The organism is Cruoricaptor ignavus (assembly GCF_900141665.1).
Lineage (GTDB): Bacteria > Bacteroidota > Bacteroidia > Flavobacteriales > Weeksellaceae > Cruoricaptor > Cruoricaptor ignavus.
Genome location: NZ_FQYI01000001.1, coordinates 137,743 through 157,417 on the forward strand (window position 1 = coordinate 137,743; position 19,675 = coordinate 157,417).

Consider the following 19,675-nt stretch of genomic DNA (forward strand, 5'->3'; position numbering starts at 1 on the left):
AATCTATTTTTGTTACCTTTAACCCAAAATTTTATCATTATGAAAAAAATCCTCTCGATCCTCACAGTGCTGATGTTCAGCCTGAACGCGTTCGCTCAGAAACATTACGAAAGCGACGCGGCACACTCCAGAATCGGCTTCAGCATCATCCACATGGGCATCAATGACATTTCAGGCAACTTCGATAAGTCGAATGTTATGATCGATGGCGACATTAACGCCCTGCAAAATGCGAAAATCAATTTCAACGCAGAAACAGCGAGCATTAACACACAAGTGGAAAAACGCGATGAACACCTTAGAAATGCTGATTTCTTCGATGCTGCCACTTACCCGAAAATTGCCTTCAGCTCTACCTCGATAAAACCGACAAAGAAAAATTACTACGAGATGAAGGGCAACCTGCTGATGCACGGGGTTACAAAGCCTGTGACGCTGGTGCTGGTATACCGCGGTAGCAGCAAAAATATGAGCGGTAAAACAGTGCACGGCCTGCAGGTGCTGGGCACGCTGAAGCGCTCCGATTTTGGAATTGGCGGAAAATTCCCAGAAGCGATGCTTAGCGACAATGTGCGCATCAAAGGGGATTTTGAAATCATCGAGAAGTAATTTCCAATTATAAAATTAACGCTGCGGACTTAATAGTCCGCTTTTTTTTGCAAAACAAATCCTTAATTTTGGTGTTAAATTCCCCATCGGTGAAACATATCATAATCTCGCTGATTTCCGCGGCATTGCTGTCGATTTCGTGGCCAACCTACGGCATTCCGTTTTTTATTTTCGTGGCGCTCGTTCCGCTGATGATGGCAGAGCACGACATTGCGAAATTTTCAAAAATAAAGCGGAAAGGCTGGCGAATCTTCATTTTGGCATACCTTACATTTTTCATCTGGAATCTTGTGACAACAGGCTGGCTATACGGCTCAAGAAATCCGGACGGAAGCCATTCCATACCGGCTGTTGCGCTGCCCGTAATTCTCAATTCGCTGTTTTACGCGCTGGTTTTCCTATGCTACCACTGGTATAAAAAAACCCAGGGCACTTATTGGGGACTGGCTTTCCTCGTGGCAATCTGGATGGCTTTCGAAAAGCTGCATCTCTCTTGGGAACTCACCTGGCCTTGGCTAAATTTGGGCAATGTGTTTTCGGAATATCCGAAGTTCATCCAATGGTACGATACGGTGGGGGCAACCGGCGGAAGTTTTTGGATTTTGCTCGTAAATGTGTGGGTTTTCTACACTTTGCGGATTTGGCAGGCGGGCAGAAAGCGAAAGGCGTTAATCAAAAATTTATCGATTTTAGCACTCGGAATTCTGCTGCCAACAATCGTTTCCATTTACAAATACAACAATTTTAACGAGAAACCGATAGGCGAAGTTTCTGTGCTGATGCTTCAGCCGGAACTCGATCCTTATGAGGAAAAATACCAGAAGGACAGCCTTCAGATTTTGCACGAATTGCTGGATTTGGCGAAGGTTGACGGCAATGTAAAAGTGGATTATTTCCTGGCACCGGAAACCGCAGTTCCTGGCAGAGGTTCGATTTCTGAGACAGGATTTTCGCAAAGTTTACTTTTGCAAGAAATTCAAAAATTCCTGGAAAACAATCCGAATTCCGTATTTGCAAGCGGGATGTCCACACATCGTTTTTTCAAAGTTGGCGAAGTGTTGCCTTCTCAGGCTTACGAACTGGATTCTGGCAATTTCGTGGTAAGCTATAATTCAGCAGTTCAGTTGGCGAACGGAGAAAGTCCGGTGGTTTATCACAAAGCGAAATTGGTTCCCGGCGTGGAAATTTTCCCGTATATGAACATCCTTAAACCATTGATTGGCAATGCGATGCTGGATTTCGGCGGCACTGTGGCTTCGCTGGGAATTGATGAGGAAAGGGCGGTTTTCGCCAACCCTTACAACCAGGGAAAAATGGCGCCGGTCATCTGCTACGAAAGCATTTACGGCGAATTTGTGACGGAATATATTCAAAAGGGCGCGAATTTCATCGGGATAATGACGAACGATAGCTGGTGGGGCGTTTCGGAAGGGCACCGGCAGCTGCTGTCTTACGCCAGACTTCGGGCGATAGAAACGCGACGCGAAATTGCGAGGTCGGCAAATTCCGGAATTTCGGCGCACATCAATGCTTTGGGCGAAATCGAGGCCGATACGCTTTATGGGGACAGAACGGCGCTTTTCGCAAAGGTGAAACTTTACGGCGGCACCACGCCCTACACAAGAGGCGGCGACCTTATTTCAAGGATTTGTATTTTCGCTTTCGGCTTTCTGATTTTTTACACTTTAATTAAAAAATGGCAGGCCAAGCGGCAGCGGAAAATTTAAATTAACTTTACAGAAAAAATGGAAACGATTACGATAAAGATTGACAGGCGCACAAAGCACGGCAAAGCTTTTAGGGATGTTCTGGAAGTTTACGCTCAGCAGGATGGGGTGGAAATTGTGAAAAAGAACGGCTACTCCAAAGAATTCATTGAAAAAATGAAAAGAGCTGAGGATGACATAAAGAATGGCAGGGGAATAAAAGTAGATATAAATGATGTATGGAAAAATATTCTGTAATCATCCTGCCCGAAGCACAGAAAGACATCAGAAAAATAAGCAAATCTGGTGATAAAAGCAGCTTGTTGAAAATCGAAAAGATGATTGTGGAATTAGCATTTCATCCCTACGAAGGCACAGGAAAACCCGAAAAGCTCAAGCACAATTATTCCGGATATTGGTCAAGAAGAATTAATAAAAAGGATAGGCTCGTTTACAAGGTGGAAGAAGAAATCGTAACCGTTTTCGTAGTTTCTGCACTTGGTCATTATGAAGAAAGATAATTATGCTTGATATTCTCATCCTGCTTTTCGGGGCTGCAGCGGCAGGGCTCCTGGGCTCGCTTACCGGGCTGGGCGGCGGCGTTGTGATCATCCCGCTGCTTACGCTGGGCTTTGGCGTGCCGATGCACTATGCTGTGGGCGCTTCGCTGATTTCCGTCATCGGAACTTCCTCAGGCTCAGCGATTTCCTATGTGAAGGAAGGCTTCAGCAATATGAGAATCGGGATGTTCCTGGAAATTGCAACTACGCTGGGCGCCATCATCGGTGCGATAGTTGCCGGGATGCTGAATGCCAATGCCATCGCCATCGTATTTTCGCTGGTGATGCTCTTCACGGTGATTTCAAATTTGTTCGGAAAGCCGGATCACCAGGAAGCATTGATTCCAGGAAGCATCGAGCAAAAGCTGAAACTCTACGGCACAGTTCCGGACAATGGTGTGATGAGGGAGTACAGCGCGCGAAACACGGTGCCCGGTTTTTTGATGATGATTTTTGCGGGGGCAATGTCGGGACTTTTAGGCATAGGTTCCGGTTCGCTGAAAGTGATTGCTATGGATAACCTGATGCGGTTGCCCTTCAAGGTTTCCACCACTACGAGCAATTTTATGATTGGCTTAACGGCTGTTGCAAGCGCGCTGATTTATTTTCAGCGCGGCGAAATTTTGGCGGAAATTGCGGCGCCTGTTTTAATAGGCGTGGTGGTGGGAAGCTTCATCGGCTCGAAAACTTTAATGCGGAGCAAAACGAAAACCCTGAAGATAATCTTCGCCGTCCTGGTAGGCTCAATGTCTTTATATATGATGTACAACGCGATTTTTGGCGGCTTTAAATAATGGAAATCAAAACGGAAAATACCGACCAGAAGCTGCGCGAAACCGTGGGCAACCTGCTGAGAACAGGCGTGGTTTCTTCGGTGGTGCTGGCGGTTTTTGGCATTGTAAAATTATTCTTGGAAGGCTTTGAAATGCCGAAGAATTACGACGAAATCAGCCAAAGTTCAGAAAATATCTGGCGAGATTTCTGGCAATCCCTGCTGAATTTTGAGGGGCAAGGCATTATTTTACTGTCCATTCTAATATTGATTTCCACGCCGGTTCTTCGGGTGGTTTTCTCATTAATCGGGTACTACAAAGAGCGGGATTTCCTATATGTGGCCATCTCTCTAATCGTGCTGTGCATCATCGCTTTCAGCTTTTTCACGGGATACGGCTAAGGATTTTTTCGGGAAATTTCTGATAAAATTTTGCCATTCTAAAAATTGTATGTAATTTTGCCGTCTCAAATATTTACAACGGAAAAGTACATCGGGATATGTCAAGAATTTGCCAAATAACAGGAAAGCGTGCGATGGTGGGGCACAATGTATCTCACGCGAACAACAAAACGAAGCGCCGTTTTGAAATCAACCTATTGGAAAAGAAATTTTACCTTCCGGAAACAGATGAAAACATCACGCTGAAAGTATCTGCACACGGATTGAGAGTTATCAATAAAATTGGTATCGAGGAAGCTGTAGAGCGCGGAAGAAGAAACGGATACATCAAAAAAACTAAGTAATGGCTAAGAAAGGCAACAGAGTACAGGTGATTTTGGAATGCACAGAGCATAAGGAAAGCGGTATGCCTGGAATGAGCAGATACATCACCACGAAAAATAAGAAGAACACCACGGAAAGACTGGAGCTGAAGAAATTCAACCCGGTTTTGAAGAAATATACCGTGCACAAGGAAATTAAGTAATCTCTAAAGATTTTCAACAATGGCAAAGAAAGTAGTAGCAACGCTGCAAAGCGGCCAATCTAAGAAAATGACTAAGGTGGTGAAGATGGTGAAATCACCAAAAACCGGAGCCTATGTTTTTGAAGAACAAGTGATGAACGCAGACGATGTGGACGCGTTCCTGAAGAAATAATTGCGGTTTCGCAGCAGAGTTTTGAAACTATCCAATTTTTGGGTAGTTTTTTGTTTATATTTGTATTTCAAGCAATTGCCAATGAGTTGGTTTAAGAAAATTTTTAAGCAGGAAGAAAAGGAAAGCCTGGACAAAGGCTTAGAAAAAAGCAGCCAAGGTTTTTTCGAGAAAATGACTAAGGCAGTAGTCGGGAAAAGCAAGGTGGATGACGAAGTGCTGGACGACCTGGAGGAAATCCTGATAGCATCGGATGTGGGTGCAGAAACCACAATAAAAATCATCAGGCGGATAGAAGACCGCGTGGCGCGTGATAAATATGTGAACACAGATGAGCTGGACAGAATCCTGCGGGAGGAAATTTCGGCTCTGCTGCTGGAAAACCCACATTCTGGTTCAGGGAATATCGACGAAAACAAGAAGCCTTATGTGATAATGGTGGTGGGCGTGAACGGTGTGGGGAAAACCACGACGATCGGCAAACTGGCTTACCAATTCAATTCTCAGGGTAAAAAGGTGGTCCTTGGTGCGGCCGATACTTTCCGCGCTGCAGCGGTGGATCAGCTCACGATTTGGTCTGAAAGAGTGGGCGTCCCTATTGTGAAGCAGAATATGGGCTCAGACCCTGCGTCCGTAGCCTTTGACACGGTGCAGAGTGCGGTGGCGCAAGATGCTGATGTAGCGATAATCGATACTGCGGGAAGGCTTCACAATAAAGTAAACCTGATGAACGAGCTGAGCAAGATAAAGCGCGTGATGCAGAAGGTAATTCCGGATGCACCGCACGAAATTCTGCTGGTTCTTGATGGTTCTACCGGGCAAAATGCCTTCGAACAGGCGAAGCAATTTACGGCGGCAACCGAAGTGAATGCACTGGCTGTTACGAAACTGGACGGCACGGCGAAAGGCGGCGTGGTGATAGGCATTTCGGATCAGTTTCAGATTCCGGTGAAGTATATTGGGGTGGGCGAAAAGATGACGGATTTGCAGCTTTTCAACGGTGAGGAATTTGTGGACTCTTTCTTCTCGGTGAGAAAAAACCTAAACAATGCATAGCATTAATTAAAAAATATTCTGATTTTTATCATTTCGGAACAATTTTAGCTATCATTAAAATAACATTAAAAAATTATTATTATGATTGGAGGAATTCTTTCGTGGATCATTTTCGGAGCAATTATTGGTGCTCTTGCTAAAATGATAATGCCGGGCAACCAGGCTATGGGCTGGCCAATGACCATTATTCTTGGTATCGTAGGATCTATGGTTGGCGGCTGGATTGGTGATTTGTTATTTGGAGGCGGTGGTGCCAACGACTATTCCAAATACAATATTGGTTCGATAGTTCTGTCTATCGTTGGAGCGCTTATTGTACTATGGGCTGTAGGTGCAGCTACTAGAAGGAGATAAGTTTAAAAAAAATAAAAAACCGGCCTCGAAAGAAGCCGGTTTTTTTTTTTAGAATTTAAGCCTGATTGGGCATTGCATAAATATCGTGGATTTATTATCTGCCTCGCTCATCTGCTTTAAAATTTTATAATTTTCTTTACCTATTTTATTTTCTATCAGCTTCGTTGCAAAGCCATTATCACTTTCTTCCGTATCCATTAATTGTTCGAAGAAATTTAGCTGTTTAGGATAGCTTTCCACTTTGTATTTTTTCAAGTTAGCTTTAGCAGCTGCGAAATTTACCGCATCCATAAGGCTCCCGGTTTCATCGGCAAGGCCAAGTTCTTTAGCTCTTATCCCGCTCCATACCCTGCCTCCGCCCAGGGCATCTACCTGTTCAAAACTTTTTTTCCTGTTCTGCATCACAAATCCTGCAAATCGCCTGTAGGTTTGCTCCACACTTTTCTCAATCACGGAGCGTGTGCCAGGCGAGAGGCCATTAATGATCGAAAATCCGTCCGCATTGGCATTGGTTTTCACACTCTCTGCGTGGATGCCGTTTCTGTTGGCAACCTGTTTTACATTGGGGATCACTCCAAAAACACCGATAGACCCAGTGATCGTATTGGGCTGTGTGTAAATTTTGTCGGCAGCCATGGAGATATAGTACCCGCCAGAGGCCGCATAATCACCGAAAGAAACAATTAATGGTTTTTTCGCTTTGAGTTTTTTTAGTTCAAACAAAATTTCATCGGAAGCGTTGGCAGACCCTCCTGGAGAATTTACGCGGAACACCACTGCCTTCACTTTATCATTCTCGGCAAGTTTCTGAATTTCCTTCACATATTTCCTCGCGCTGATGCCCTGATACTGGTATCCATTCACAATATCTCCGGAGGCATACAAAATTGCCACCGCATCCCCGCCTCCATCTGCCTTCGTGCTTTCTGCATACTCCGCGAAGGAAATCTTACCAAGTTTGTCTTTGGTTTTTAAACCGATTCTTGTTTTGATAAAATCTTCATACTCAGATTTTTGTATAAGCTTATCCACCAATTTTTTGCTCAGCGCGGTTTCAGGAATGTAGCCGTCCAGGCTGTCCGTCGATTTCTGAAATTCAGCCACACTTAGCTTTCGGGATGCCGCCATTTTTCCTGCTAAATTATTCCAGACATCATTAAGCAATGTGGAAAGCTGCTCGCGATTCTCTGCAGACATATCGTCTCGGAGGAATGGCTCCACCGCAGCTTTGTAATCGCCGTGCCGTATTACTTCCATCCCGATGCCGAATTTATCGAGCATCTGCTTCAGGTAGGGAACTTCCGTACTCATTCCCCGGAGCTCAATGCTGCCGGCAGGGTGCAGGAAATACTGCTGCGCGGCAGTCCCGAGGTAGTAGGCAGACTGCTGGACATTATTTCCGTAGGCATAGACGAACTTTCCGGATTTTTTGAAGTCTTCTAGCGCCGCCCGTACATCGTCAATCTGGGTAGTGCCTGCGCTCAGGTTGTCCGCCTCAATGCTGATGCCGCTGATTCTGTCATCCGTCTTAGCGCGGCGGATCGCTTCCAGCATATCGTAAAGCAACACGGGCTGGTCTTCCACATTCAGGCTGGAAAATGTTTCATTATAGTCGGTCGGGCTGTCGTTTAGCACCATCTTATCATCTATCACTAGCACGGAATTCTTCCCGAACGAAGGCGAACTCCCCCTGAATATGCCTGCTATAGCAAAGATGAGCAACAGCAGAATTGGCAATATAAACACTATAATAATAGCCGTTATATTTGCAAGAACATTTTTAAAAAAATCTTTCATAATAAAAAGTATGTCTGGGTACAAAGTTATATTAATCTTGGGAAGTAACTTAGGAAATACCAAAAAAAATATTGAAGATGCAATTTTAGAACTTGAAAAATCGGCAGGTGCAATATTAAATAAAAGTGAATTTTTATACTCAGAACCCGTAGAATATTGCAGTAACAATATTTTTTGTAATATTGCACTGAAAATTCTCACCAGACTCTCTCCGTGGCAGCTTTTACAGGCTGCAAAACGGATAGAAATAAAGATGGGAAGAATGATGGACAGTGCAGCAGCAGGCCATTACCAAGATCGCATAATCGACATTGATATCGTGCAGTTTGGTAATATTAAATTTGAAAGCAAAAGGCTGAAACTGCCGCACCAGAAACATCTTTATGAGCGTGAGTTTTCAAGAAAATTGTTAGAAGATAAACACTTAATAGAATGAGAATTACTTTCCTTCTTCTTACTCTCCCGGTGGCTGCTGCCTATGCGCAAAGTGCTACGGAGACTAATGACCGCCGCATCTACGACGGGTACCCGAATACATTTTCGTCCGAAGTGCCTTATGTGGAAAAATTCCGCAGGGATAGCAAGCTCTTCCGCGACTGGACTGTCACAATAGGCGGCGGCGGTGCCTTTATGCACTCTGCCGACCTACATTCTTTTTATGACGACAAAATTGAGTGGGGATACTCTGCTTTTGTAAATTTGGAAAAACATCTGAGCCACACCTTCGGGCTCGCTCTTCAATATCAGCACGGGGAGACCAACCAAAAGGGCCAGGCAGACTGGAATTCCTGGGCCGCAGCCGTTCAAAAACACAATGGCCGCACACCAAAATATGAAGACTGGGGCGTAGGTACTGCTTCAACGAAGTTTGACCAGGTAAGTTTATTGGGAGACATAAATTTCAGCTCCCTTATGCGCCGTGTGGACAGCCGAAATAATTATCGCTGGGCGCTTCACGGATACGCAGGAATCGGTATACAGCATTATGAGACGCTCCTTACCGACAACTCTACCCGATGGAACAATCCGCTGGAGATTGATCAAAAAATGGATCAGGCTTCCTTTTTCTCGCAATTCGGCTTGGGGCTAAACTATAATGTAAACAAACTTATCGACCTTGAATTGCGTGGAATGTACTACATCACCGGGGATGATGAATTTGATGGTGGTGGATGGGAATCTTCTTCTGCACCAAAGGATAACAGGTATTCAGCTCCGAGGGAGGTGAACTACCCTTATAACTTTATCAAAAAAAATAATTCCGATAATTTCTTCACTGTCTCGCTTGGCCTTTCGTTCAAACTTGGTAAGCACGACCAGCACCTTAAATGGGCAGCTCCACTGAAGGAAATTGATCAAAGACTCGCTCTTATCGCGGTAGAGCAGCAGCCATTGGAGGTTTGTAAAAAAGGGGACGGTGATAATGACGGCGTTTGCGATGATTGGGACAGGCAGCTTGACACGCCTGCCGGCGCAAGAGTGGATGGTGCAGGTGTAGCACTGGATATGGATCTGGATGGAGTAATCGATCTCTATGACAAGTGCCCAACTGTCCCGGGACCTTTGGAAAACAACGGCTGCCCTACTACCACGGCGGATATAATGCACGAAATTAATAGAAGTCTTGATGGTATAGAATTTGAATTAAACAGCGATATCATTAGACCTTCCTCTTATGCGAAGCTGGACCAGGCTGCCAGCCTCTTACTTAGCGGTGGTGAAGTATCTGGTTATAAAGTAATCGGGGCTACTGACAGCAGAGGAAAGGCTGCATATAACCTCAATCTTTCTCAAAGAAGAGCAAATGCAGTTGTACAATATCTGGTTCAGAAAGGTGTTCCCAGAGATATTCTTCAAGCCGAAGGACGCGGAATGTCTGACCTGAAATATCCGGAATGTGTACCTGCAACAAAATGTCCGGAGTGGAAGAATGAAGCTAACCGAAGAGTGTTTTTTGAAAGAAAATAAATTAAAACTATATTAGGATGAAAAAAAATTTAGCAACTTTATTTCTCGCTGGGATTCCGGCGGTAGTGCTTGCTCAAACAACTGACACCCTCTCGGTGAACAGAAACTACTACCCCAATAATGGAGAGTATCCGAATACATACACTTCCGGATCTACCCAAATAGCTCCGCAAAGAGAGACCAAGAGATTTAATGATTGGGCTATCTCCATCGGTGGAGGTGTTCCGCTGGTACAAAGTGCGGATCTTACTTCACTTAAGAATGGGAACGGTAAAAATCTTGTTGGGTACTCCGCTTACTTCAGTGTTGATAAAGCTTTGACGCATGCTGTTGGCATTAACCTTCAATATGACAGAGGTGAGACCCGCCAAGGTTTCTTTAATACTAAAAATAGGGATGCTTCACCGGCTGAGCCGTTTGGTGCAAGAACCCAATACGATGCTATTTCACTTCTTGGGGATGTAAATTTCTCCAACCTATTAAGAAGAGTTGATAATAAATCTCCTTACAGGTTTGCACTTCACGGGTATGCCGGTGCTGGTACATTAGCTTATAGAGCATATCTGGAAGATCAGAACGGACAAAGAAAGACTTGGGAAGTTAAGCCATTTAAAGGTACATCCTTGTTCGGTCAGGCTGGTGCTGGTTTAAAGTATAAACTGGGCAAGGCTGCTGATCTAGAGCTTCGCGCAATGTATGTAATCACTGGTGATGATGAATTCGATGGCGGCGGTGAGCAATATAGTGCAGTAAATATGCGCGAAGATAACACATCCGATAACTTCTTTAATGTAACTCTCGGTGTAAGCTTTAAACTTGGAAAGCACGAGTCTCATGTAATGTGGCATGATCCATTACAAGAGGTTTATTACAAGCTTGATGTCCTTGCTAACCAAACTCAGGATGTTGAGGTATGTAAGAAAGGGGATGCCGATAACGATGGTGTATGTGATGATTGGGATCGTGAGCTTGACACTCCTGCAGGCGCGAGGGTTGATGGAGCTGGTGTAGCTTTAGATACAGATCTTGACGGTGTAATTGACCTTTATGATAAGTGTGTAACTGTTCCCGGTCCTGCTGAAAATCAAGGATGCCCTACAGGAGTAACTATGGGTGTAGTAGGAGATCAAACAAGATCTTTGGAAGGTATCGAGTTTGATTTTGATTCAGACAGAATTCTCCCATCCAATCAGCCTATCCTGAATAATGCTGTTAACTATATCAATTCTTCTGGAAGCAACTATAATGTAGTAGGCGGCACGGATACAAGAGGATCTGATGCTTATAATCAAAAACTTTCTGAAAGACGCGCGAACAATGTTAAAAATTACCTTATCCAAAACGGGGTAAGTGGTTCTAAACTTAAGGCAATCGGGCGTGGCGAGAAAGATCTTAAGTATCCAGAATGTAATCCTGCAACTAAATGTCCGGAATGGAAAAACCGGGCTAACAGAAGGGTTTACTTCGAAACTAGATAATTTGAGTTTGCTATTAATTAAAATGCTGCATAAATGTGCAGCATTTTTTATTTTTACAAAAAACTATTAAGCTTGTCTGCCAAATCTCATATATTAAAAACTTTCTGGGGGTATGAACATTTCAGGGAGCCGCAGGATAAAATTATAGACGCTGTAATCTCCGGCAAGGACACCCTGGCCATTTTACCGACGGGCGGCGGAAAATCTCTCTGCTACCAAGTTCCTGCTTTAATGCTGAGTGGCTGCTGCATCGTAATATCTCCCCTGCTCGCTCTTATGAAAGATCAGGTGATCCAGCTTCAAAGCTTGGGTATAGAAGCGCAATTACTCTCAGCGGAAACGGATAGCTTGAAGCAGGACTTGATTTACAGCAGCTGCAAAAACAGACAGACAAAATTGCTATACATCTCCCCGGAACGGCTCGGAGATAAGAAGTTTTTAGCTAATGCGGCAGAAATTCCCATATCCTTTCTTGCAGTGGATGAAGCTCATTGCATCTCCGAATGGGGGCAAGATTTTCGGCCGGCTTATCTTCGGATCAAAAATTTTCGGGAGGTATATGCAAATGTGCCAATAATTGCACTGACGGCTACTGCCACGAAAAAAGTTTCTCACGATATAGTCTCTCAATTGGGGCTGAGAAGCCCAATAATATTTAACCAAAACCCTGAAAGGAAAAACCTAAATATTTATCATAAAAAAAGTGCGGATAAGTATCAGGAAATTCTTAATTTCTTAAAATACACATCCAAATCCGGAATCATATATGTTCGCACCAGGGGCGAAGCTGAAAATTTATTTAATTTTCTAAAAACCAACAAAATTCCCGAAATAAACTTTTATCACGCAGGCCTCCCCTATCGAGAAAGAACCGAACGGCAAACTGAGTGGCAAAACTCCGAGACAGCCGTAATAGTGGCAACAAACGCCTTTGGGATGGGCATTGATAAAGAAAATGTAGGTTTCGTAATCCACCACACTCCTCCGCATTCCATTGAAAATTATTACCAGGAAATTGGCCGAGCTGGCCGCGGGAAACAGGATGCGGATACCATCCTTTTTTGGAACGAAGAAGATTTGAAGCAGAGAGATGAGATTTTCGCAGGGCAGATTGCTCAGCGCGGTCAATTTGCGAAGATTTTAAAAAGTCTCTATTCCACTTACCAAATCGCTGAACACGAACTGCCCGATGCCACCTTCGAGTTCAATTATAATAAAATTCAAACACAAACTGGTGAAAAGAGAGCGATTATTAAAAACATTCTTGCCTTTCTTCACCGTCAGGAAGTTATTTTTTTTGATGAAAGTTCATCGAAATCCTGCATCCAACTGTCATTTGACCCTCAACAATTACACCTGCTGGCGCCAAAGGATGCCTGGTTTGCGGAGCAACTGCTGCGGAGCCTCCCGGGAATCCAATCCGGGGATGCATATTTTAACGAAGATTTTCTAGTTCAAAAACTTAACACGGAAAAAAAAATTCTCAAGTCCAGGCTAAGAGAATTGGAGCTAAAAAATCTCCTAAAATACACGGACGGAAACAATGCAACCATCAAGTTTCTCAGCCCGAGGGAAGATCGTTTTTTTGAAGGCAAGTACTGGAAAATTTACAAGGAAACGCAGCGCAATAAACTGCAGAAATGGGAGGAAATGAAATATTTTATACTTGAAAATCATTTTTGCAAAATGCAGATGATACTGAAATATTTCGGCGGTAAATCACAAAAAAAATGCGGAAGATGCTCAGTCTGCTTAAGGAATTCTTACAAAATATTTTCCAGCTCAGTAAAGGATGATTTACTGAGATTTTTAAAGCAGAAACCTGCTTCTGCAGAGGAAATTTTCGCAGCGTTAAGCAGGCACCAAAGGCAGGACATCCTGGAAAACCTCATCCTGCTGCTGAACAGCGAACAGATCTTTATGGTAGATCACCGTACATATGCACTGACATAGGCTATCTTTGCAAGATGAAAAGTTTAAAAATTGTCTTTTTCGGAACGCCAGAATTCGCAAAAACCTGTTTGCAGCGCATCTACGAATCGCCACACGAAATCGTGGGCGTTGTCACAGTGCCCGATAAATTGAGCGGCAGAGGTTTAAAACTTAATGCTTCCGCCGTGAAAATTTTTGCAGAACAAAATAATTTGCCGCTTTTCCAACCGGAAAAATTGCGCGATGAAAACTTCCTGCAGGAAATGAATAATCGGGGTGCCGATGTTTTCGTGGTGGTAGCCTTCCGGATGATGCCCAAAATGCTCTACACCATACCACCGCTTGGAACCTTCAACCTGCACGCATCGCTTTTGCCGGATTATCGCGGCGCAGCGCCCATCAATTTTGCCATCATCAATGGCGAAGAAAAAACCGGCGTTACCACATTTTTCATCAATGAAAAAATTGACGAAGGCCACATCCTGCTTCAGCGCAAAACGGAAATTTTCCCGGATGAAACAGCCGGCGAACTTCACGACAGACTGATGGAAATAGGCGCCGATTTAATTGTGGAAACCTTGGACGGTTTATCGGAAAACGACATTCAGGAAAAGCCGCAGCCTTTCGTGGAACAGCCGAAAAACGCATTCAAAATTTTCAAGGACGATACGAGGATTGACTGGCGGAAAAATTCTGCGGAGGTTCACAATTTCATCCGTGGTATGTCTCCGTATCCTGCGGCTTTCACGGAAATTCTGATTGGAAATTCTAAAAAAAGCCTGAAGATATTTGCAGGAAAATTTGAAATTACTGACCACCAAAAAACGCCGGGCGAAATTGAAATTTCGAAGGATTCTCTTAAATTTTTCACAGCGGACGGAATTTATTTCCCTACTGAAATACAGCCGGAAGGCAAAAAACGGATGGACGCTAAAAGTTTCCTGAACGGCATCCAAGATTTTTCGGAAATAAAAAGCGCAAATTAAAGCTTCACCATTCCCACAGCTTCCACATCGTAGCCTGCGGTTTGCGGTTTTATTTCAGGATGCTGGGTAAGCACTTTAAATTTACGAATTCCTAAATTTTTCAGGATTTGATTACCAATTCCATAATCTCTAAAATTAGTGGTTAAATTAGAATCCAACTCCTTACCTTCCTGAAAATCAAGGAATTGCTGAAGCTTGCGCATCGTGTTTTCCGCCGTCGAAACATTGTTGATGAAAATCAGCGCACCCTTCCCTTCCGCTTCAATCATTTCCACCGTTTTGCCTAGCAAAGGCTTCTCGCCTTTCACCATTCTGCTCAGAACATCGAAATATGAATTGGAAGACTGCACCCTTACCAAAACCGCTTCATCATCGTTCCAGTGGCCTTTCGTGAAGGCAAAGTGAATCTGATCTGTGCTGGTTTCACGGAAAGCGTGGAAATCAAATTCGCCGAATTTCGTACGAACTTTGCGCTGTTCAATCTTCTCAATCAGGTCGCCTTTTTTCAGTTGGTAATGAATTAAATCTTCAATGGAAACAATTTTCAGGTCGTGCTTTTTCGCCAATTCGATTAATTGTGGAAGTCGTGCCATTGTGCCGTCTTCATTCATAATTTCGCAAATCACGCCTCCTGGTTTCAATCCTGCCAAAACTGTCAAATCAATCGCAGCCTCTGTGTGCCCTGCCCTTTTCAGAACGCCGCCGTTTCTTGCACGAAGCGGAAAAATGTGGCCTGGTCGCATAAAATCGGACGGCTTGGAATTTTCGTCCATTAATGCCAAAATCGTTTTGGAACGGTCGCTCGCTGAAATTCCCGTGGAAACGCCGTTGCCAAGCAAATCGACGGAAACCGTAAACGCAGTTTCCTTCGGATCGCTGCTTCTGGACACCATTATATCGAGGCCTAATTCTTCGCAGCGCTTTTCGGTAAGCGGAGTGCAGATCAAGCCACGGCCGTGAATCGTCATAAAATTGATGATTTCCGGCGTTGTGAGTTCTGCGGCGGAAAGGAAATCGCCTTCGTTTTCGCGGTTTTCATCATCTACCACAATGATGATTTTCCCGTTCCGCAAATCTTCGATGGCTTCCGGAATGGAATTCAGCGTAAAATCGTGCATTGTTTTTTTGAAGAAATTTCGGCAAAGATACGACAAAGCACAGGTTTCGCAATTCCGGAAAATATATTATATTTGCAATCCCAAACTGGTACTTTGGCCGAGGGGCTAGGCAATGGTCTGCAACACCATCTACAGCGGTTCGAATCCGCTAGGTACCTCTGAAAATCCTGAGTGAAAGCTCGGGATTTTTTTTGCCTTTATTTATCCCACTGATTTTTATCACAAATTTTTTTTAAATTTTTATTTGTACTTATTCTAAATTAAATTAAATTTGCAGCGTTAAATCATTGTAATGAAGAAAACTTTTTTCGCCGCAGCCCTGATTGCAAGCTACTTTGCCTCAGCGCAAATAGTAAAGACAGATACCATTGATTCCAAGAAAATTGAACCGGTGGAACTTTTCGGCGTGAAAAATCGTCAGCCGGAAGGCCTGGAAATTATCACAAGAATGCCACTGAAAACGAGAGATCAAATTCAGTCGATCTCTGTGCTTTCCACAAAAGTAATTGAAGATTTGGGCGGCCTAACGCTAACCGATGTGGTGAAGAATGTGCCTGGCGTTACGCAGTTTTCATCGTATGGTGGCACTAAGGAAAGTATGACGCTCCGCGGTTTTCGCGGCGTTCCGGTCTTAAAAAACGGTGTGAAGATGGAAACGGATTTCCGCCGCTCTGGGATGCTTACCGATATGCAGGGCGTGGAAACGATACAGGTAATAAAAGGCTCTGCAGCGATTACGCAGGGCATTGGCAACGGACTTGGTGATGCTGGAGGCGTTATCAACATCGTCACGAAAAAACCGCATTTCATCAACGCTGGCAGCGTAGGTTTCCGTGCAGGAAGTTGGGACAATTACCGCCCGTTCTTCGATGTTCAGCGCGTTCTGGATTCTCAGGGCAGGGTGGCTTTCCGCCTAAATGGTGCATATCAGAAGGGGAACAGCTTCCGCCATTTGGTGGAGAAGGAAAGTTTTTACATTAACCCCTCAATCGCTTTTAGGCCGGATGACAAAACAGAAATCGTGGCGGAAATGGATTATTTCAACGGCGATAATACGCCAGACCAAGGTACGAGGAATATTGCGCCGGAAAGCATTTATGCCCTCTACACGATGCCGAAGGACAAGTTTATGGGCTTTAAGGATGACAATAATCACACGGAAAATTTCAACTATGCGATTACTGTGAACCGCAAGCTGAACGACAATTTTAAACTTCGAGCGGCTTACTTCAACAATGATTATTACCAAGATCTGGTGATGGCAAGCATCATCACGCCAAAAGGCACAAGGACGGATTATGCCAAGTTTTTAAGGAACCGCACAAGAACTGAGAAGCATGACAGAAACCAAACCTTCCAGATGGACTTCATCGGGAAGGATGTGAAAACCGGCCCGCTGAAACACACCTTCCAAATTGGTGGAGATTTCTCGCAAGTTGCTCTAAATCAGTGGAGTTACGATTATCCAACGCTGAAAAAGGCGGGCAATGTTGTTTATATCGACGAAATTAATCTGCTGGAAAACATCAGCAATGAACTTCCTGCACCACCGCAAGGAAAGCAGTGGGAGTTTACCAACAGAAAGGAATCCAAAACGCCTATTGCGCCAACTTTCGGTTTTATGGCGCAGGATGTGATGACCATTAACAAATATGTGAAAACTTCGCTGGGGATACGCTACAGCAGGCTGAACGGTGCGATTAACAAAGAGAACAACGATGCCTGGAATCCTTCCTTCGGCATCCTGGTTTCGCCGGTTGAAAATGTGAGTGTGTTCGGCTCTTATACCAACACTACAAGCCTTCGAGGCGCGAACAATAAAAAGCAGGACGGCTCTCTGATTGGCCCGCAGAAAACCAATCAATTTGAAGCCGGCATAAAATCCGACTGGTTTAATGAAAGGCTAAGATTTAATGTGACATATTTCAACATCAACACAGCGAACCTTTCCTACGAAGTGCTGAACCAGAATTTCCAATCCTACAACCCGAGAATTTACGAGCTTGCCGGAAATCTGAAGAGAAGCGGCGTGGAAATCGAAGCCATCGGCCGCATTTTGCCAAATCTTCAGGTGATGGCTGGATGGGCTTACCTGGATGCACGCTACCAAAACAGCCCGGCTTACATCGATAATTCGAGGCCGAGCAACGCACCGTGGAACACGGCAAACGGCTGGTTGAATTATAAGTTTAGCCAGGGGGCACTTCGCGGACTTGACCTTGGTTTCGGCGCGTACTACATTGGCGCAAGACCAACGAATGAATGGACGAAAAGAACCGTGATACAGGGGCATGCCAACCAAATTCAAGCAGGCGTAAAGCCGCTGGAAATGAAGGCCTATACTACCCTGGATGCCCAGATTGGCTATGAATTTAAAAATTTTGCGGTACGCATTTTCGCGAACAACCTGACCAACGAAGTGAACTACACATCCTATTATCGTGGCGGCTACATCGACCAGATTGCGCCGCGCAATTATTCAGGCCAGGTCATTTTCAAGTTTTAAAACACGCTTTCATTCATATTATTTGGTTTTTACAGAGCTGTCGGCAAATGCCGGCAGTTTTTTATTTTTGAAGATGCTTTCCATTTTTTGCACGCTCATCGTTTTGCTTGCCGCAATTTCCGGCTTCGGAACGCTGTTTCTAAAAATCTTCAGCATTTCTGAAGATGGTTTGGCTGAAAAATTAATCGGCGGAATTTTTTCCATTACGATGATTTTCACTTTGCTGACCTTCTTTCTTCCGCTAAATTTTTGGGTAGAAATACTAACAGTAATTACAGGAATTTCTGCGTTTTTCTTTTTTATGATTTACGAAAATTTTATTGATTTCTCTAAGGATAATGCAAAATCAGCAATCCTAATTCTGATTGCAGTTTTTGCGGTGTCTTTTCCGCCGTTCATCCTGGATCATTTCGGCTACTATGTGCCGAGCATTTTATGGCTGAGAGAAATCGGTTTGGTGAAGGGTATTTCCAATCTGGATTTAGTATTAGGGCAAATGTCTTTCTGGCATATCTTTCAGGCTGGCTTCTCCAATTTTACTGATACAGCATTGAAAATCAATATTTTACCTTTAGTTATTTTCATAATTTACTGCTACGAAAAGCGGCAATTTCTTCCGTTAATTTTCCTGCCGATACTCTTTTTGTTTTCACAATCGCCAAGCCCAGATTTAGCGGTTTTAGCATTTTCAATCATCCTACTCCTCGAAATCTTAAACGGCAGCAAAAATCTGAAATGGTTGTTCGCGCTCTCAGTTTTCATTTTTGCAATAAAGCCCACGATGATTTGGCCACCTATCTTTGTAATGCTTTACGGAATTACCATTTTGAAAAATTTCCGCATCGGTTCTCTGGGAATTTTCGTGATGATAATTTTCATTACTAAAAATATTTACTGCTTCGGTTACCCGATTTTTCCCCTGACATATTTCGATTTAAACCTTCCGTGGAAACCCAATTCTGAAGTGATGAAAATTTCCGCAAACATCGCTGTACAAAAGACTTACGATATGCAATACAGCGGAGAAGAAATTGCAAACTTCACTTTCGGAGAGAGAATTTCCAACTGGTTTTTTCTGCCAGGAATCAAAGCTGTAATTCACTGGCTGTTTACAATTTCACTTTTTTTCTTCACGATTTTTACTTTCAGGAAAAATAACACACTCATCAAAATCATCTACTTTTCGCTCATCATCAAATGCATTTTAGTGCTGATAACTTCGGCACAGTATCGTTTTTTTATCGATGTGTTTTTCGTAATAATCACCGTTATTTTCTACGAAAAATCAAAACTGAAAATTTGGAATAAATTGGCTTTTGGCGGAAGTTTGGTCGTGCTATTTTTTCTCAGCTACCCGAAAATTCTCAATCAAATGGTGCCAAGTTTCCGACTTTCTGCGATGATGCGTGGTTTCAAAACCGAACAGCTCTGGATACCAAAGGTTTACAACGCAGTTCAGTTTGAAACTCATCAAATCGGCAACCTAAAATTCAACTTCTCTACCAATTATCCTTTATCTTACAGCACGCCGGTTCCAGCAATTTCACCGGATCGTTTTATCGAATACCGTGACGCAAAAATATTCCCACAACTTATTGACAATCAAAATATTAGAAGTGGTTTCCATCACGAAAAACTTAGTGAAAAAGATTTGGAAAAATTAAACCAAATCATTTCCCAACAAATGGAAAAATTGCAAAAAAATTCCCGACAAAACGCCGGGAACAATCAGTAGG

At 43.6% G+C, this 19,675-nt stretch carries 20 protein-coding genes and 1 tRNA gene; 19 read left to right on the forward strand and 2 right to left on the reverse strand.

Annotated features, from left to right (window positions below; translation table 11 throughout):
* Nucleotides 1-39 precede the first annotated feature (39 nt).
* The 11 genes from BUB43_RS00650 (at nucleotide 40) to BUB43_RS00700 (ending at nucleotide 6,154) form a co-directional block, all read left to right on the forward strand.
* The gene (locus BUB43_RS00650) at nucleotides 40-609 is read left to right on the forward strand and encodes a YceI family protein (RefSeq protein ID WP_073177370.1); all 570 of its coding nucleotides are present in this window, start codon (nucleotides 40-42) and stop codon (nucleotides 607-609) included.
* A gap of 89 nt (nucleotides 610-698) precedes the next feature.
* Entirely contained in the window at nucleotides 699-2,336 is a 1,638-nt protein-coding gene (gene lnt, locus BUB43_RS00655) for an apolipoprotein N-acyltransferase (protein WP_073177959.1), read from the forward strand.
* A gap of 18 nt (nucleotides 2,337-2,354) precedes the next feature.
* Nucleotides 2,355-2,573, forward strand: coding sequence for a DUF2683 family protein (locus tag BUB43_RS00660; protein ID WP_073177372.1), 219 nt, complete (start codon nucleotides 2,355-2,357; stop codon nucleotides 2,571-2,573).
* Nucleotides 2,555-2,836 carry a Txe/YoeB family addiction module toxin gene (locus BUB43_RS00665; RefSeq protein WP_073177374.1) on the forward strand — a complete coding sequence of 94 codons (282 nt, stop codon included), beginning with the start codon at nucleotides 2,555-2,557 and terminating at the stop codon, nucleotides 2,834-2,836. Before BUB43_RS00660 ends, BUB43_RS00665 begins: the two co-directional genes overlap by 19 nt.
* Nucleotides 2,837-2,838: 2 nt before the next feature.
* Nucleotides 2,839-3,669, forward strand: coding sequence for a sulfite exporter TauE/SafE family protein (locus BUB43_RS00670; protein ID WP_073177376.1), 831 nt, complete (start codon nucleotides 2,839-2,841; stop codon nucleotides 3,667-3,669).
* Nucleotides 3,669-4,049: a DUF1634 domain-containing protein gene (locus BUB43_RS00675; RefSeq protein WP_143154004.1), complete on the forward strand. Its 381-nt coding sequence runs from the start codon at nucleotides 3,669-3,671 to the stop codon at nucleotides 4,047-4,049. Before BUB43_RS00670 ends, BUB43_RS00675 begins: the two co-directional genes overlap by 1 nt.
* Nucleotides 4,050-4,147: 98 nt before the next feature.
* Entirely contained in the window at nucleotides 4,148-4,393 is a 246-nt protein-coding gene (rpmB, locus tag BUB43_RS00680; RefSeq protein ID WP_073177378.1) for a 50S ribosomal protein L28, read from the forward strand.
* Entirely contained in the window at nucleotides 4,393-4,575 is a 183-nt protein-coding gene (rpmG, locus tag BUB43_RS00685; RefSeq protein ID WP_073177380.1) for a 50S ribosomal protein L33, read from the forward strand. The genes rpmB and rpmG overlap by 1 nt, the downstream gene beginning before the upstream one ends.
* A gap of 19 nt (nucleotides 4,576-4,594) precedes the next feature.
* Nucleotides 4,595-4,747, forward strand: a complete 153-nt coding sequence (locus BUB43_RS00690; protein WP_073177382.1) for a DUF4295 domain-containing protein — start codon at nucleotides 4,595-4,597, stop codon at nucleotides 4,745-4,747.
* Nucleotides 4,748-4,828: 81 nt separating this feature from the next.
* Nucleotides 4,829-5,800: a signal recognition particle-docking protein FtsY gene (gene ftsY, locus BUB43_RS00695; protein WP_073177384.1), complete on the forward strand. Its 972-nt coding sequence runs from the start codon at nucleotides 4,829-4,831 to the stop codon at nucleotides 5,798-5,800.
* A gap of 81 nt (nucleotides 5,801-5,881) precedes the next feature.
* Complete coding sequence (locus BUB43_RS00700; protein WP_073177386.1) at nucleotides 5,882-6,154, forward strand: GlsB/YeaQ/YmgE family stress response membrane protein; 273 nt, start codon at nucleotides 5,882-5,884, stop codon at nucleotides 6,152-6,154.
* Between the two features lie 48 nt (nucleotides 6,155-6,202).
* On the opposite strand, the gene sppA is transcribed toward BUB43_RS00700, so the two are convergent.
* Nucleotides 6,203-7,951: a signal peptide peptidase SppA gene (gene sppA / locus BUB43_RS00705; RefSeq protein WP_073177388.1), complete on the reverse strand. Its 1,749-nt coding sequence runs from the start codon at nucleotides 7,949-7,951 to the stop codon at nucleotides 6,203-6,205.
* A gap of 10 nt (nucleotides 7,952-7,961) precedes the next feature.
* Between sppA and folK the strand changes: the two genes are divergently transcribed.
* The 5 genes from folK (at nucleotide 7,962) to fmt (ending at nucleotide 14,315) form a co-directional block, all read left to right on the forward strand.
* Nucleotides 7,962-8,387, forward strand: a complete 426-nt coding sequence (gene folK / locus BUB43_RS00710; protein ID WP_073177390.1) for a 2-amino-4-hydroxy-6-hydroxymethyldihydropteridine diphosphokinase — start codon at nucleotides 7,962-7,964, stop codon at nucleotides 8,385-8,387.
* Nucleotides 8,384-9,919 carry an OmpA family protein gene (locus BUB43_RS00715; RefSeq protein WP_073177392.1) on the forward strand — a complete coding sequence of 512 codons (1,536 nt, stop codon included), beginning with the start codon at nucleotides 8,384-8,386 and terminating at the stop codon, nucleotides 9,917-9,919. The genes folK and BUB43_RS00715 overlap by 4 nt, the downstream gene beginning before the upstream one ends.
* 17 nt (nucleotides 9,920-9,936) lie before the next feature.
* A complete protein-coding gene (locus BUB43_RS00720) occupies nucleotides 9,937-11,397 on the forward strand; it encodes an OmpA family protein (protein ID WP_073177394.1) in 1,461 nt (486 codons plus the stop codon).
* A gap of 72 nt (nucleotides 11,398-11,469) precedes the next feature.
* Nucleotides 11,470-13,350, forward strand: a complete 1,881-nt coding sequence (locus BUB43_RS00725) for a RecQ family ATP-dependent DNA helicase (RefSeq protein ID WP_073177963.1) — start codon at nucleotides 11,470-11,472, stop codon at nucleotides 13,348-13,350.
* A gap of 14 nt (nucleotides 13,351-13,364) precedes the next feature.
* Nucleotides 13,365-14,315, forward strand: a complete 951-nt coding sequence (gene fmt / locus BUB43_RS00730; RefSeq protein ID WP_073177395.1) for a methionyl-tRNA formyltransferase — start codon at nucleotides 13,365-13,367, stop codon at nucleotides 14,313-14,315.
* On the opposite strand, the gene ribB is transcribed toward fmt, so the two are convergent.
* Complete coding sequence (ribB, locus tag BUB43_RS00735) at nucleotides 14,312-15,433, reverse strand: 3,4-dihydroxy-2-butanone-4-phosphate synthase (RefSeq protein ID WP_073177397.1); 1,122 nt, start codon at nucleotides 15,431-15,433, stop codon at nucleotides 14,312-14,314. The genes fmt and ribB overlap by 4 nt on opposite strands.
* An 87-nt stretch (nucleotides 15,434-15,520) precedes the next feature.
* Between ribB and BUB43_RS00740 the strand changes: the two genes are divergently transcribed.
* The 3 genes from BUB43_RS00740 (at nucleotide 15,521) to BUB43_RS00750 (ending at nucleotide 19,674) form a co-directional block, all read left to right on the forward strand.
* Nucleotides 15,521-15,591, forward strand: a tRNA-Cys gene (locus BUB43_RS00740).
* Nucleotides 15,592-15,725: 134 nt separating this feature from the next.
* Nucleotides 15,726-17,939, forward strand: a complete 2,214-nt coding sequence (locus BUB43_RS00745) for a TonB-dependent siderophore receptor (protein ID WP_073177399.1) — start codon at nucleotides 15,726-15,728, stop codon at nucleotides 17,937-17,939.
* Nucleotides 17,940-18,012: 73 nt separating this feature from the next.
* Nucleotides 18,013-19,674: an LIC_10190 family membrane protein gene (locus BUB43_RS00750; RefSeq protein WP_073177964.1), complete on the forward strand. Its 1,662-nt coding sequence runs from the start codon at nucleotides 18,013-18,015 to the stop codon at nucleotides 19,672-19,674.
* The last annotated feature ends 1 nt before the right edge of the window (nucleotide 19,675 follow it).

Bases quoted from the DNA above. Each gene is read 5' to 3' on its own strand.
- rpmG (WP_073177380.1), top strand. From the start codon at position 4,393: ATGGCTAAGAAAGGCAACAGAGTACAGGTGATTTTGGAATGCACAGAG.
- BUB43_RS00720 (WP_073177394.1), top strand. From the start codon at position 9,937: ATGAAAAAAAATTTAGCAACTTTATTTCTCGCTGGGATTCCGGCGGTA.
- fmt (WP_073177395.1), top strand. From the start codon at position 13,365: ATGAAAAGTTTAAAAATTGTCTTTTTCGGAACGCCAGAATTCGCAAAA.
- BUB43_RS00665 (WP_073177374.1), top strand. From the start codon at position 2,555: ATGGAAAAATATTCTGTAATCATCCTGCCCGAAGCACAGAAAGACATC.
- BUB43_RS00660 (WP_073177372.1), top strand. From the start codon at position 2,355: ATGGAAACGATTACGATAAAGATTGACAGGCGCACAAAGCACGGCAAA.
- BUB43_RS00690 (WP_073177382.1), top strand. From the start codon at position 4,595: ATGGCAAAGAAAGTAGTAGCAACGCTGCAAAGCGGCCAATCTAAGAAA.
- rpmB (WP_073177378.1), top strand. From the start codon at position 4,148: ATGTCAAGAATTTGCCAAATAACAGGAAAGCGTGCGATGGTGGGGCAC.
- BUB43_RS00745 (WP_073177399.1), top strand. From the start codon at position 15,726: ATGAAGAAAACTTTTTTCGCCGCAGCCCTGATTGCAAGCTACTTTGCC.
- folK (WP_073177390.1), top strand. From the start codon at position 7,962: ATGTCTGGGTACAAAGTTATATTAATCTTGGGAAGTAACTTAGGAAAT.
- ribB (WP_073177397.1), bottom strand. From the start codon at position 15,433: ATGCACGATTTTACGCTGAATTCCATTCCGGAAGCCATCGAAGATTTG.
- BUB43_RS00650 (WP_073177370.1), top strand. From the start codon at position 40: ATGAAAAAAATCCTCTCGATCCTCACAGTGCTGATGTTCAGCCTGAAC.
- BUB43_RS00670 (WP_073177376.1), top strand. From the start codon at position 2,839: ATGCTTGATATTCTCATCCTGCTTTTCGGGGCTGCAGCGGCAGGGCTC.
- BUB43_RS00750 (WP_073177964.1), top strand. From the start codon at position 18,013: ATGCTTTCCATTTTTTGCACGCTCATCGTTTTGCTTGCCGCAATTTCC.
- BUB43_RS00675 (WP_143154004.1), top strand. From the start codon at position 3,669: ATGGAAATCAAAACGGAAAATACCGACCAGAAGCTGCGCGAAACCGTG.
- sppA (WP_073177388.1), bottom strand. From the start codon at position 7,951: ATGAAAGATTTTTTTAAAAATGTTCTTGCAAATATAACGGCTATTATT.
- ftsY (WP_073177384.1), top strand. From the start codon at position 4,829: ATGAGTTGGTTTAAGAAAATTTTTAAGCAGGAAGAAAAGGAAAGCCTG.
- BUB43_RS00715 (WP_073177392.1), top strand. From the start codon at position 8,384: ATGAGAATTACTTTCCTTCTTCTTACTCTCCCGGTGGCTGCTGCCTAT.
- BUB43_RS00700 (WP_073177386.1), top strand. From the start codon at position 5,882: ATGATTGGAGGAATTCTTTCGTGGATCATTTTCGGAGCAATTATTGGT.